This is a genomic window from Thiocystis minor (assembly GCF_016653465.1).
In the GTDB taxonomy this organism is placed as follows: domain Bacteria; phylum Pseudomonadota; class Gammaproteobacteria; order Chromatiales; family Chromatiaceae; genus Chromatium; species Chromatium minus.
On record NZ_NHSQ01000190.1, the window covers coordinates 40892 to 53290 of the forward strand.

10 protein-coding genes and 1 pseudogene are annotated in these 12399 nt (G+C 60.8%); 5 read left to right on the top strand and 6 right to left on the bottom strand.

Translation table 11 applies throughout. The features are described 5' to 3' along the window. Positions 1–190 precede the first annotated feature (190 nt). Entirely contained in the window at positions 191–1354 is a 1164-nt protein-coding gene (locus tag CCR95_RS24030) for a response regulator (protein WP_338115495.1), read from the bottom strand. Between the two features lie 250 nt (positions 1355–1604). Between CCR95_RS24030 and CCR95_RS24035 the strand changes: the two genes are divergently transcribed. Together CCR95_RS24035 and CCR95_RS24040 are read left to right on the top strand one after the other, a co-directional pair. Then, on the top strand, positions 1605–2444 hold the full coding sequence (locus tag CCR95_RS24035; RefSeq protein WP_242523471.1) for a transporter substrate-binding domain-containing protein: 840 nt from the start codon (positions 1605–1607) through the stop codon (positions 2442–2444). A 35-nt stretch (positions 2445–2479) separates the two neighbouring features. Further along, a complete protein-coding gene (locus tag CCR95_RS24040; protein WP_201099151.1) occupies positions 2480–5200 on the top strand; it encodes a response regulator in 2721 nt (906 codons plus the stop codon). Positions 5201–5321: 121 nt separating this feature from the next. Here the strand turns inward: CCR95_RS24040 and CCR95_RS24045 are convergent, their stop codons facing one another. Both CCR95_RS24045 and CCR95_RS24050 read right to left on the bottom strand, forming a co-directional pair. After that, on the bottom strand, positions 5322–6995 hold the full coding sequence (locus CCR95_RS24045; protein WP_201099153.1) for a methyl-accepting chemotaxis protein: 1674 nt from the start codon (positions 6993–6995) through the stop codon (positions 5322–5324). A 300-nt stretch (positions 6996–7295) separates the two neighbouring features. Then, positions 7296–8237 (bottom strand): GGDEF domain-containing protein, encoded by a 942-nt coding sequence (locus CCR95_RS24050; protein ID WP_242523474.1) that lies wholly within the window; start codon positions 8235–8237, stop codon positions 7296–7298. A gap of 257 nt (positions 8238–8494) precedes the next feature. On the opposite strand from CCR95_RS24050, the gene CCR95_RS24055 reads away from it, so the two are divergent. The 3 genes and pseudogenes from CCR95_RS24055 to CCR95_RS26535 all read left to right on the top strand — a co-directional run. Beyond that, positions 8495–9694 (top strand): ATP-grasp domain-containing protein, encoded by a 1200-nt coding sequence (locus CCR95_RS24055; RefSeq protein ID WP_201099157.1) that lies wholly within the window; start codon positions 8495–8497, stop codon positions 9692–9694. Positions 9695–9696: 2 nt separating this feature from the next. Continuing rightward, complete coding sequence (locus CCR95_RS24060; RefSeq protein WP_201099159.1) at positions 9697–10800, top strand: phosphoserine transaminase; 1104 nt, start codon at positions 9697–9699, stop codon at positions 10798–10800. 32 nt (positions 10801–10832) lie between these two features. Next, a pseudogene (locus CCR95_RS26535) lies at positions 10833–11284 on the top strand (AAA family ATPase); the annotation flags it as partial. A 46-nt stretch (positions 11285–11330) separates the two neighbouring features. Here the strand turns inward: CCR95_RS26535 and CCR95_RS24070 are convergent. From CCR95_RS24070 to CCR95_RS25710, 3 genes are all read right to left on the bottom strand, one after another. Beyond that, positions 11331–11669, bottom strand: a complete 339-nt coding sequence (locus CCR95_RS24070) for a hypothetical protein (RefSeq protein ID WP_201099161.1) — start codon at positions 11667–11669, stop codon at positions 11331–11333. Positions 11670–11902: 233 nt separating this feature from the next. After that, entirely contained in the window at positions 11903–12196 is a 294-nt protein-coding gene (locus CCR95_RS24075) for an SDR family oxidoreductase (RefSeq protein WP_242523472.1), read from the bottom strand. Positions 12197–12315: 119 nt separating this feature from the next. Beyond that, positions 12316–12399: IS4 family transposase (locus CCR95_RS25710; protein WP_242523135.1), on the bottom strand; the 84-nt coding region annotated here is incomplete at its 5' end.

Sequence of the window (12399 nt, forward strand, 5' to 3'; positions counted from 1 at the left end):
CTTGCGTGCGTTTAAGGTCTCGCCTGAGCGCGTCGCGACCGATGGCGCTTGGTTATCGCGCCGAGGCGAATGATTTAGCCGGACGGCGGAAAAATCAAGGCGATAGACGCACCATGACGGCTAGTTAATCTGCGCAAACTGGTTAGATATGAAGATATTAGAAAAAGTTTTATGCGAACTGTTAAAGCCCCTATTCCGCTGCCCGATAGCTTTCCACCTGGCTTTCCGTCAGACCGACGCGAGCCAGTAAGCGCGGCAACTCCTGATGAGGATCGCCCATCAACAGCAAGCCGGCGATGCGCATCACGATGGAGTCGATCCTGACCGTTCCCGTCGGCAGCAGATAGGCGGAGCCGATGCGTCCGCGAATGGTGTTGGGGATGTTCCACTGGGTCTTGATCCGGTTCCCGGCCTGGCTTGAATGCGCCTTCAGGAGCGACGCGCAGATGCCGTCATCGATCGCATTCCCCAGGTCGATCCATGACTGCATGAGTTGCAGCAGGGAGAGCTCGCCGACCCGGAAGAGCATGCAAGCAGACCGACAGGCAGGGAGATCGAACGTCGCGTTCGCGCCCAGCTTCGTGACGATTTCGGCGAGTGACAGACAATCGCGGTGGAATTGCACCCGCCGGGTCTTGAGAAAATCCGCTTTCAGCTCGCTTCCCGGATGCAGCGACATCTCCACGGTGAGATTGATGAAACCCGCCAAGCCAACCTGATGGATGGCCCCTTCGAAGGTTTCGACCGAATCCAGACCTTGAATGTACTGTCCGCTATTGACCAGACTCAAGACGCGAAAGACCAGCGCGGGATGAAACTGACATTGGCGTAATAATTTGGCCCTGGCTCCCGCGTCCAGCTCGCGAATTCCCTCGATCGCGCCAGCCAGCTCAGGGTCGATCGGCAGCCCGAGGATACCCTGCGTCATTTGATACCCGATGAACTCCTCGATGGAGTCAACGGGCGCCTGCAACTGCGAATCCGCGCTCGGCAGCGCCATGATCTCGGACAGACGCGCCATCACCTGCTTCGCGGCGAACGGCTTGACGATAAAGGCGTCGACCTGATGGGTGCGGGCCGCGAGAATCACCTCACGTTCGGCGTTGCCTGAAATCATCACGCAAACTGTTTTTGTTTCGGATCGTCGAATCTGTTTCAACACCTCGATGCCGCTCATTCCCGGCAGCCCCCAATCGAGCAGAACCAGATCCGCGCCAGCGCTTTTCCAGTGCTCCAGCGCGGACAGTGCATCGGACGCCAGCACCACGGACGCCCGCGGCCACAGCCGCTTGACCAGTTGCACCAACAATGCGCCCGTTGACGCATCGTCCTCGACGACCATCACGCGAATCACGAATCGCCTCCAGGGTTGAATAGTTTCAGCATCGGGTAATGGTCATCATCCCAGACTTCACGGATTTTGACCAAACCCGCGAAGAGGTTTAATTTGCTCATCGTCCTGGTTCCCGCCGCGCACCGATGGAAATCAGCCCATTCCCCGCCAGCCATTGTTCCAGGCTTGCCCGGATTTCCGATGCCACTCATTGAGGATGAACATGATCAGTGTGAACCGCTCGTTTTTAGCCGGATTGTTATTGGTTGCCATGGCGTTCCCAACCTGGGCGGCCGATCTGAAGGACATCCAGGAACGTGGCGAGTTACGCCATCTCGGTATCCGTTACGCCAATTTCGTCACCGGCGCGGGGGATGGCTTCGACGTGGAATTGATCCAGGGCTTTGCCCGTGAGATCGGCGTCGACTATACCCTCGTCTATTCGGATTTTTACAATGTGATCCGCGACCTTCTCGGCAAGGACGTGGTCCGCAAGGGCGACGAGGTCACGCTGGAAGGCGACTACCCCGTGAAAGGCGACATGATCGCCACGGGGTTCACCGTCCTGCCCTGGCGCGAGGCGGTCTTGCTGTACTCCCAGCCCACCTTTCCCTCCCAGGTGCTGCTGGTCGCCCGTTCCAACTCCAGTTTTACCCCGATCAAGGGCAGCAACGACCTCGCCGCGGACATTGGCGAGACCAAGTCGCTCATCGGTAAAAACAGTCTGCTGGTCATGGAGCGCACCTGCCTGGATCCCGGAAACTATGGACTGAAAGGATCGGGGATCGATCTCAAGTCCTATACCAAGAGCACCAATCTGAACGAAATGGTCCCCGCCCTACTCAACGAGGAAGCGGAACTGACCCTGCTCGACGTGCCCGACGCCATCCTCGACCTGCGCAAATGGGCCGGTCGGATCAAGGTCATCGGCCCGATTTCCGAACATCAGAAGTTGGCCGCCGCCTTCCCCAAGGACGCGCCCGAACTGCGGGCCGCGTTCGACGCGTACCTGGTCAAGATCAAGGCCGATGGCCTCTACGATCAACTGGTCGATAAATATTACCCCGGCATTCGCCGCTATTTCCCTGACTTTTTTGCCAGCCAGGATTGAGGCCAGATCCTGTTCATCCGCGGACGGATCGGGCAATGACCCTACTTGGCCGACTCGCGCCAAGATGGCCGCTGATTCTAGCGGCCATCTTTTGCGTTTACACCTTTATCCTGCTCTGGAATGTCCACACGTCCCAGAGCTTGCTGCGCTCCGCGGCGGATGCCAGGCTGGTGGCGGACAGCCAGCGGCGGGCGGCGGCGATCGGCGATTTTATCGCCGCGCGGCGCGATGGTATCGCTGAACTGGCCGAGCACCAGGATCTCGAAGCCTACCTGATCAACCGTGCCCTGGGCATGTCGCTGCAATACGGACTCAATGCCAATCTGGATGCCATCGAGCAGCGTTTTCGCCAGAAGGTTGCGCAAAAGACGCTCCGTGGCGCGCCCATTTACAGCCGCATTCTGTATCTCGACGAACACGGCGAGACGCTCGCCGACCTCAACCCCTCCGCGCCTCCCGTCATCCTGCCAGCCGGATTCGAGACCGCGGTCAAGGTCTTGATCGACTCCGAACACAACCAGATCGTCACCAGCTCGCCGGTGTTTCACAAAGGCGCCTATAGCGGTGTTGTCGTCGCCGTGGGCGATCTGAAGCAGCTCGCCTGGCTGTTGATTTCCAGCGGGACGGACGACGGGGAGGACGCGCCCTATCAGGAACTGCTCCTGTCCGCCGATGGACAGGACATCCCGGCACCCGGCAGCCGCCTGACACTCGGGCGCGATGTCGCACGGATGCTGGCCCAATTGCCGGAGAATACCCTTGCGCCCGTGAGCACACTGACCAAAACTAGCGCCACCTTGACCGACAAACTGGCCCTGCGCACGGCCGTAGCGGAGACGCCGCTCTCGCTGGTGACCCTGATCGCCGAGGACAGTGTCTATGGACACATCAGCTCCCGCCTCTTTCTCTATTCGCTCAGCGCGGTTCCGTTCATCCTGCTGTTCGCCGCCATCGCCATCGACCGCCTGCGTCGGCGCGCCCTTCAATTACAGGCCGAATACGCCGAATCCGACCGGCTGCGCGACGAGTTCCAGCGTCACAATCAGGTGCTGTCGGCTGAAATCGCCCGCCGCGAGGCGTTGGAAAGCGAGCTTCGCGACAATGCCAACCGCCTGGAACAGATGGCGGCCGAACTGCAAGCCAGCGTGCTGAGAGCCGAGGACGCCAGCCGCGCCAAGTCCGATTTCATGGCGACCATGAGTCATGAAATCCGCACCCCCATGAACGGCATCATCGGCATGACCGAACTGACGCTGGACACGGAATTGACGGACGAACAGCGCGATTGTCTCAACATCGTGCGAATGTCCGCCGACGGCCTCCTGACCATCATCAACGACATCCTCGATTTCTCGAAGATCGAGGCCGGCAAGCTCAGCGTGGAATCCATCGATTTCAATCTCCATCGCTTGATCAATGAGGTGATGAAGACCTTGGCGGTCAAGGCGGACGAAAAGCATCTGGAACTTCTGTGCGAGATTGACTCCAAAGTGCCACGGTCGGTGTTCGGCGATCCTGGGCGTCTGCGCCAAATCCTCATCAATCTCCTCAATAACGCGATCAAATTCACCGAAACCGGCGAGGTGGCGCTACGGGTCGTGCTGCAGGAAACCGTCGCCGATCGGCTCAGCCTGCATTTCGCCCTGCGCGATTCCGGAATCGGCATCCCGCCCGAACACCAGGCACGTATCTTCGAGGCATTCTCGCAGCAGGACACCTCCACCACCCGGCGTTTTGGCGGAACCGGATTGGGACTCACCATTTCCAAGCGACTGGCGGAACTGATGGGGGGGCGCATCTGGGTGGACAGCCGCCCCGGCGAGGGCAGTACCTTCCATGTGGTCCTGTGGATGGGTCTGAGCACACGCGAGGCGCTCTCGCCCCCGCCCCAGGATCTGCGGAACAAGCGCGTCTTGCTGGTGGACGACAACGCGACCAACCGCCGAGTGCTAGGGAATCTGGTGGTGCAATCGGAGATGCAACTGACCGAGGCGGCGGATGGACGCGAGGCGCTCCAGGTTCTGGAGGCCAATGCGTCCACCCCCTTCGATATTCTCCTGATCGATTATCACATGCCGAGGATGGATGGCTTCGAGCTGGCCGCGGCACTCAAACAGGATGCGCGTTTCCGGGATCTGAAGCTGATCATGCTCTCCTCCGCCTCTGTCCGGGGGCTTGGGATGCGTTGCCGGGAACTCGGCATCGACGCCTTCCTCACCAAGCCGGTAGCTCGCCACGAACTCCTGAAGGCCATCCATGCGCTGCTGGGTCGCACCGATCGTCAACCGGATCCGGCACCCCTGATCACCCGTCACTTGCTACGCGAGGAGGACGGTCCAGCCGCGCTGAAAATCCTGCTCGCCGAGGATAATGCCGTGAACCAGAAGCTGATGCTGATGGTTCTGAGCAAATGGGGCCACGAAGCCACGCTTGCTCAAAATGGTCAGGAGGCTGTCGACTGGAATGAGCGCGCGCCATTCGATCTCATCCTGATGGACATGCAGATGCCTGTCATGGGCGGGCTGGAGGCCACCCGCCGGATCCGCGACCGCGAAGCGACCGCGCCGACCCCGAGTCGCCTCCCCATTTACGCCCTCACCGCCGCCGCGCTTCCGGAGGAGCGCGCGGCGGGTCTGGCCGCGGGGCTCGACGGTTATCTCACGAAGCCGCTCAACAAAAAGGAATTGCAGGATCTGCTCACTCGGATCCAGTCATCGATGCAGAGTATGGATAGGCTTAGAGACGAGATTGCTTGAGGACGCCAAATGCTTGCAGGTGAGTCAAATTTACCGTTGTCGTTGTCGTTGTCGTTGTCGTTGTCGTTGTCGAATCGTCGATTACGACAACGACAACGACAACGATTGAAGCAAAGCCTCGCTAAATCCTGAACTGCCCCACCCGCTCCTGCAACTGCGCCGCCAGACCGGCCAGTTGCACGCTGGCAGTGGCGATCTGCGACGAACCGGCCGAGGTTTGGTCCACCGTCCCCGAGATCGTGTGGATGTTGCGGTTGATTTCTTCCGCCACCGCGGTCTGCTCTTCGGCAGCGCTGGCAATCTGCCGGTTCATGTCATTGATGCTGGTAATCGAGGTGCTGATGGTATGCAGCGACTCGCCTGCCTTGCGCGCCTGAGCGACACTTTCGCGCGCCTTGGACTGCCCCTTCTCCATCACCTGCACCGCCCCGGACGAACCGCTCTGAACCCGCTCGATCTTTTCCTGGATATCCAGAATCGAGGACTGGGTGCGGCTGGCCAGGGTGCGCACCTCGGCGGCCACCACCGCGAATCCACGCCCCTGCTCGCCGGCACGCGCCGCCTCGATCGCGGCATTGAGCGCCAGCAGATTGGTCTGCTCGGCCACGCCCCGGATCACATCCAGCACCGCACCGATCTCCTTGCTATCCTCGGATAGCCGCGCAATCACCTCGCTGGCGGATTCCACCTCGCGGGCCAGTGACTCGATGGCGGCGATCGTCTGCATCACCACCTCGCTCCCCGCGTCGGTCTCTGAGTCGGTGTCCTGCGCGGCACGGGCCGCCGCCGCGGCATGGCGCGCCACCTCCTCCACCGTCGCCGTCATCTCGTTCATGGCGGTGGCGACCTGATCGGTTTCGGATTGTTCCAGCTTCACCTGTTCGCGCATCTCCTCGCTGGTTGCGGAGAGTTGCTCGGCCGCCGCCGCCACCTGCGCGCTGGCCGTCGCCACCTCGCGCAGCACGCGCTGCATATTCGCCACCATGCGCGCAAAGGCGGCCAGCAGACTGGTCGTGTCATCCTTGCGCAGGTCGATCCGCGCGGTCAGATCGCCTTCCGCGACCCGGTTGACCACCTCGACCGCATAGGCGGGTTCCCCGCCAAGCTGAAGCAGCGTGTCGCGCGTCAGATACAGCCCCAATAACACCGCCAGCAGCAGCCCCAGGCCCATCCCGACGGCGGTGAACGTCACCATTTGACCCGCTTCCGTCAGGGCTTTCCCGACCGCGGCATTGGTCGCCTGATTGTTGAAGGCCACCATCGTATCGATCAGAACGCCCACGCGATCCGAGATCAATACCATGTCCGTCACCAAGCCAACGAATTGCGTGTGCAAGGGGGCATAGTCTTCAGGGCTGGCAGCCTGAATCAAGCCCGTCAGGAGTTGATCCAGCCGCGCGTAGCTCGCCCGCCAGGCGGCATATTCGGTCCTGAAGACGTCGTAGACGGCCTTCTCGTCCGCGGATTTCGGCAGTTTTTCATACTCCGCCAGCGCCTCCTCGACCGTCTTCCAGGACGCCAGGCGCTGACGCGAAACCAGTTCCAGCACCTTGCGCGTCTCCGGCGACCAGACCGTCTGTCCCTGCACCTCAAGCGTTTGCGCCCGCACCTGCAGGCGTTCGATATTCATGCGATCCAACTGGATGATGGACGGCAGCCGAACCTGGCCGATCGCCTCGATATGAGCCCGCATGTCCAACTCGCCCTTGATTCCGAGCAACCCGACGATCAGCACGATCATCGCGATCGACAGAAAGCCGACCTGCAACTTGACACTCAGACGAACCTTTCTCATAACTACTGTTCCCGATCGATAAAGACTGAATCCAATGAATCCTGTGCGCCGATGGTTGAGCTTTTCAGACAGACCGAGTCAGAACAAACATCAAACATCAGTAAAGCTCATGTATCCCTTCGTCGATGGGGAAAGATGCGCAAACGTCGCAAGAGGTATTGTCAACTTCGCGTCAAGATCATCGGCTGCCATGAAAAAGCGTCAGACAGACGCACTTTCACTCCACTCACAGGCAGGCTCTAAGCCATCGAGCGTAACGGCAGTCTACTGCAATTTAACTGGTCGCGAGCGCCCTCGATTCTAGGACACGCAAACGGAATCGACCCGTTTGCAATCGGGGCTTCCCGAACCCGCCAGCACCCGATTGCAGCCAGCGCGCTTCGCGGCATAGAGCGCGCTATCCGCCTGATGATACAACTGCTCCAGATCCATCCCATGGCGATACGTCGCGACCCCAATGCTGACACTGGCATTGACCTGCTCCCCGGTCGCGGTCGCGATCGCAATTTGCGCCACCGCGCGCCGAATTCGCTCCGCGCATTCCATCGCGTCGGAAAGATCGGTCCTGGGCAGCAGCACCACGAATTCATCGCCGCCGATCCGCACGCAGAGATCCGAAGCGCGCGTGACCTCTCGCAGGGTATTGGCCAGCGCGCACAGCAAACGGTCGCCCACCGGATGGCCATGGTTGTCGTTGACGGTCTTGAAGCGGTCGAGATCCATCACCAGCATCGACAGCGGATGCTTCTGACGGATGTTATCCGCCAGCCACTGCGCACCCTGCAAGGTCAAGGCACGACGATTGCCGAGACCGGTCAGCGGATCGCGCTCCAACTGCTGACTCATGTCATAAAAGCGCAGGGCGTTATGCAGCGATTGAGCCGCCAGCCCCAGCAGCCCCTCGATACGAACCTGATCGGTCTCGGAGAAACGGCGGCCGCGCATCAGTTTCAGCGTCCCCATCTCCTGCCCGTTCAGGGTCAAGGCATATTCCAGCCGATGACGATCAGGCTTCCCGCCCGACAATTCGAGATCGGATTCCGCATACCGGTACTCCCACCCGCTCTGGGCGACCAGATCGTAGAGGAAGCCGCTGAACGTATTCAGAACCTGGTCCAATTCCAGCGAAGCCGAGATCGCCTGCAAAAATTGGATCGGATCGATGGCCTCCGACGGCTGACGCACCGGCGGCTCGACCGAGGACACGAGGGTCAGACGCGGCGTTTCGGCTTGGCTGTTCAGGTTCACGGAAGTTCCCCAAAGTGTTGATCCTGACCTTGGTTCAGCTAAACTCGTGCCAGACATAAAACAACCAATTCCATTAAGGAGTTAGCGATTCCACGAACCAAAAACGACGGAATCCTGACGGTTCGTGACAGAAGGGCGCATTAGCCGAAGCGGCGCCAACCCGTAACTGCCGATATTCTGTCGGTTCTGGCTTGCACCCGCGCGAGGGCCAGCGGACAATCGAACCTCATTCGGGAGCGGAGCACGTCGCCATGCAGACATCCCTTGGCTTGGCCAACCTGATGCGCCGCCATTTGGCGGCCGAGGACTTGACGCCACTCGGTCAATCCCTGCTCGCACGGGCGACGCAAGACCCGAACGACGCAGCGTCCCTCTTCGATGCCGCTATTCTTTTGCAGTTTCGCGGCAATTCGGCCCTCGCGCTGCAACTGCAACGTGAGGCCCTCAAGCTGTGCCGACACTACGTCATCCCCGCCGCCTTGCCCGCCCGGCTGCGCCTGCTGGCGCTCATGGCGCCCGGCGAACTCATGGCGAATGTTCCCATCGAATGTCTGCTGGAAGATTCCGATATCGAGCTGAATCTCTATTACGCCATCCCCGGCGAGACCGCTCCGGCGGACATCCCCGAGCATGACCTGCTATTCGTCGCGATCGGCGAATCGGAAGCGAATCATCGCCTCCTGGCCGACTGGCTGTCCCATCTGGCCGCTTGGCCAAGACCCATCCTGAACAACCCGCGACACATCGCCCGCGTCGCCCGCGATACCGCCGCGCGGCGCTTGCAGGGATTGCCGGGGATCGTCATACCACCCACCTGGCGCATCGCCCGGGAGACGCTGCGACAACTGGCCGACGGCCGCGCATCGGACACCAGCCCGCCCGAACTCGGCTTCCCCTTCATTCTCCGCCCGCTCGACTCGCACGCCGGTCACGACTTGAGCAAAACCGACACCCAGGCGCAGCTCGCCGAGCAACTCCAGGCACTGCCCGACGACGAATTCTTCGTGGCCCCCTTTATCGACTACCGAAGTCCCGATGGGCTCTTTCGCAAATACCGCGTGATCCTCATCGCCGGACAGCCCTACGCCTGTCACATGGGCATTTCCAGCCACTGGATGATTCATTATCTCAACGCCGGCATGGCCGACAGCCCCCAGAAACGCGCCGAGGAAGCCGCCTTCATGGCCGATTTCGAGCACGCCTTCGCCGTCCGCCACGGACCCGCGCTGGCCGCCATCGATCACGCCATCGGACTCGATTATCTCGGCATCGACTGCGCCGAGCTACCGGACGGACGCCTGCTGATCTTTGAGGTCGATCATGCCATGGTCGTTCACGCCATGGATCCGGTCGATCTCTTTCCCTATAAACAGGCCGCCATGCAAACAATTTTTACCGCCTTTCGCACCATGCTGCTCCAGGCCGCCGCGCCTGGATCCTCCGGCACCTGACGATGAATCATCTGAATTTTTCCGGCGGACCCGGTGTCCTACCCGCCACGGTGCTGGCCGACACTCAACAGGCCATCGCCTGCGTCCCCGAGGTCGGGCTGTCGATCCTCGGCATCAGCCACCGCTCGGACTGGTTCGCGGGCGTCGTCGACGAGACCGAGCGCAACATCCGTCAATTGCTCCAACTCCCCGACAGCCACGCCGTGCTCTTCCTGCAGGGCGGCGCCACGCTCCAGTTCTCCATGGTCCCCATGCTGCTGCTGCGCCATCGCCGCCAAACCGCCGAGTATCTGCGCACCGGCTACTGGAGCGCCAAGGCGATTCCCGAGGCCCGGCTGGAAGGCGAGGTGCGCGTCCTCTGGGATGGCGAGCCCTGGGGCTTCCGGCGACTGCCCCGCCCCGACGAACTCGACTTTTCCGACACGGCGGCTTACCTCCACTATGTCTCCAACGAAACCGTCGAAGGCATCCAGTTCCACGCCATCCCCGGACTCGACCAGGTCACGCGCGTCTGCGATATGTCATCGGATTTTCTGTCGCGCCCCTTCGACCCCGAGCGTTTCGATCTCATTTACGCCCACGCCCAGAAGAACATCGGCCCAGCCGGCGTCACCGTCGTCATCCTTCGGCGCGAACTGCTCGACCGCGCGCCCGACGGGCTCCCTGCCCTGCTCGACTACCGCGCCCATCTCAAGGCCCATTCCATCTACAACACCCCGCCGGTCTTCGCCATCTATGTCGTGCTGCTGGTCACCCGCTGGTTGTTGAACGACATCGGCGGACTGGACCGCATGGACGCTATCAACCGTCAAAAAGCCGACAGCCTCTACGGCGCGATCGACGACAGCGACGGTTTTTATGACGGCTGGGCGGCGCGCGAGGACCGCTCGCTGATGAACGTGGTCTTCCGATTGCCGAGCGCCGACCTGGAAGCGGATTTTCTACGTCAGTCCACCGAACAAGGTTTCAGCGGACTCAAGGGGCATCGCTCGCTGGGCGGAATCCGTGCCTCCATCTATAACGCCATGACGCCGGCGGCGGTCGACTTGCTGTGCCGGTTCATGCGGGAATTCGCCGACACCAACCATTCCGGCCGAGGATTTTGACCATGCTCAACAAAAAGCTCCCCATGTGCATTCAGGATCGCTGGGACTGGACGATTCGCTATCCGGTCATCCGCTTCAGCTTCGGAGGCGGGATCGTACAAAGTCCCGAAAACCTGAGTCGCAAGATTTGGGAACAACTACGGATCAACCTGCTCGCTTTGGGCTTTTAGCGTGCATGGAATCGGGCATCGCCGGCTGTTTTGCCGAGCCGATCCGCCTGGCACATGCCGCGACCGGACAGCGCGTGGTCATCCTCGTGGACGAATACGACAAACACATCATCGACAACCCCACTCGCCCGGAGTGATCGCGCACGCTCCGCGATGGGCTCAGAAACCTGTATTCGGTAATCAAGGATAGCGACGCGCATATTTGCTTTGCCTTCCTCACCGGCGTAAGCAAGTTCAGTAAGGCCAGTATCTTCTCCGGGCTGAACAATCTGAACGACATCACCGTCGATGCCGAGTATTCAGCCATCTGCGGTCGGCCTTCGATGTCGACGTGGGACACCGACGTTCGCGGGGGGACCGCTAATTGGGGTCGCCGTAGAAGATGTAGTTGGTCGAGTAGTCGCTGAACTCGAAGTAGACCTGCTTCTCTCCGCTGTCCTGGACGCCGTTGAGATTCGCATCCAACACCCCGTAACCGAAGCGGTACGGACGTGAGCCCGTGCCCTGGGTGGCACTGGCCGTGGTGAGCTTGTCGATCTTGATGAAGCGGCGGACGAGCTTTTCACCCGCGTAGACCTCCATAACCCCATTGGTGCCGGTCCAGTTCTGGATCGAGCGACCGATCTTGTTCTGGGTTTCCTGCGTGCAGCCCGCGGCCAGAAGCATCGCGGCGATCGATAGCGATAGAGCAGTTTTCATTGGGAATCTCCGGAGGATCGAAGGAAAGTGCGGCATCGACCAGTCAGCCGCCAGCGAACAGCCTCCAACCGTTGGTTTGTCGAGGTTTTCGCTGATTCATGTCTTCACCCAATGGGTGAACCTCGGCAGGTCTTGCACAAGGTCAATTTGATGATTTCCAAGAGCTGTCGGCTGGAAGCTGACAGCTCTTTTCAGGTTGAAAACCGAACGCAGGGATACGGCGTGACCGATCCTCAACCCGTGATGTGGAAGCCGCCGTCCACGTAGATGGTCTGGCCGGTGAGCATCGCCCCGGTGCGGGTCGCGAGCATGGCCGCGACCGCGCCCACGTCGTCGATCTCAGCCAGCCGGCCCAGCGGCGAGCGCTCGCGAACCATATCGACCAGGACATCGAAGTCCTTCAACCCGGAGGAGGCGCGGGTGTACAGCGGGCCGGGCGAGATGGCGAAGGCGCGGATGTTCTTGGAACCCAGCTCGGCGGCGGTATAGCGCACGGCGGATTCGAGCGCGGCCTTGACCGGCCCCATGAGGTTGTATAGCCATTTAATGTGATATCCAGACGTTTCTATTCATGCCGCATATTGTGTCTCTGGGAGTTTAAAGCATCCCATTACACACAACTTTCCGTGTCCGGCATCTCCCTGGCCTATTTGATCCCGGCGGCGAAGTCCATGATGCGCTGCATGCCCAGCCAGATCGTCTTCAAACCGGGCTCGCCATCGCCCTTGCG